The organism is Oleiphilus sp. HI0128, assembly GCF_001635365.1.
Genome location: NZ_LWGG01000253.1, coordinates 1 through 707, shown reverse-complemented (window position 1 = coordinate 707; position 707 = coordinate 1). Strand labels below are relative to the sequence as shown.

1 pseudogene is annotated in these 707 nt (G+C 46.3%); it reads left to right on the top strand.

What is annotated here, in order from left to right:
• Positions 1 to 139: 139 nt before the first annotated feature.
• A pseudogene (locus A3763_RS03325) lies at positions 140 to 707 on the top strand (phenylalanine--tRNA ligase subunit alpha); the annotation flags it as partial.

Genomic DNA, 707 nt, shown 5'->3' with positions numbered 1-707 from the left:
GTTGTTGAAAAGGCTAAAGCTGCACTAGCAAACTAAGACTTAGTTCAACACTCGTTGAAACATAAGTAATAGCTGGATAGGGGGCGAGACAACTCACCCCCTATTTTTATTTTGAGTACTGTTTTTTCGGAGAGCAGTAATGGAAAACCTTGAACAACTTGTTCAACGCGCCATTAGCGCTGTAGATGCAGCGGAAAAAATTCAAGAATTGGACCAGGTCAGAGTTGATTACCTAGGCAAGAAGGGTGAAATCACCCAGCTACTCAAAACATTGGGTAAGTTAGATGCGTCTGAAAGACCAGCGGCCGGAGCAAAGATAAACGAAGCCAAAGAAGGTGTCTTGGAAAAACTGTTAGCCAAGAAAGAGTCCCTTGAAACAGCTGAGCTTGAGAACAAGCTCCGTTCAGAAGCTGTGGATGTCACCTTGCCAGGCCGCGCAAGCGATACCGGTGGTTTGCACCCGGTAACCAAAACAATGCGCCGAATTGAGCAGTTTTTTGCCAGAGCCGGTTACTCAGTAGAAGTAGGCCCGGAAATCGAAGATGATTACCATAACTTCGAAGCTTTGAATATCCCGGGGCATCACCCGGCACGTGCTATGCACGACACCTTTTACTTTGATGCAAATACCTTATTAAGAACTCACACTTCACCTGTGCAAGTACGCACGATGGAGAAGGGAGAGCCACCATTTCGTATGATCTGTC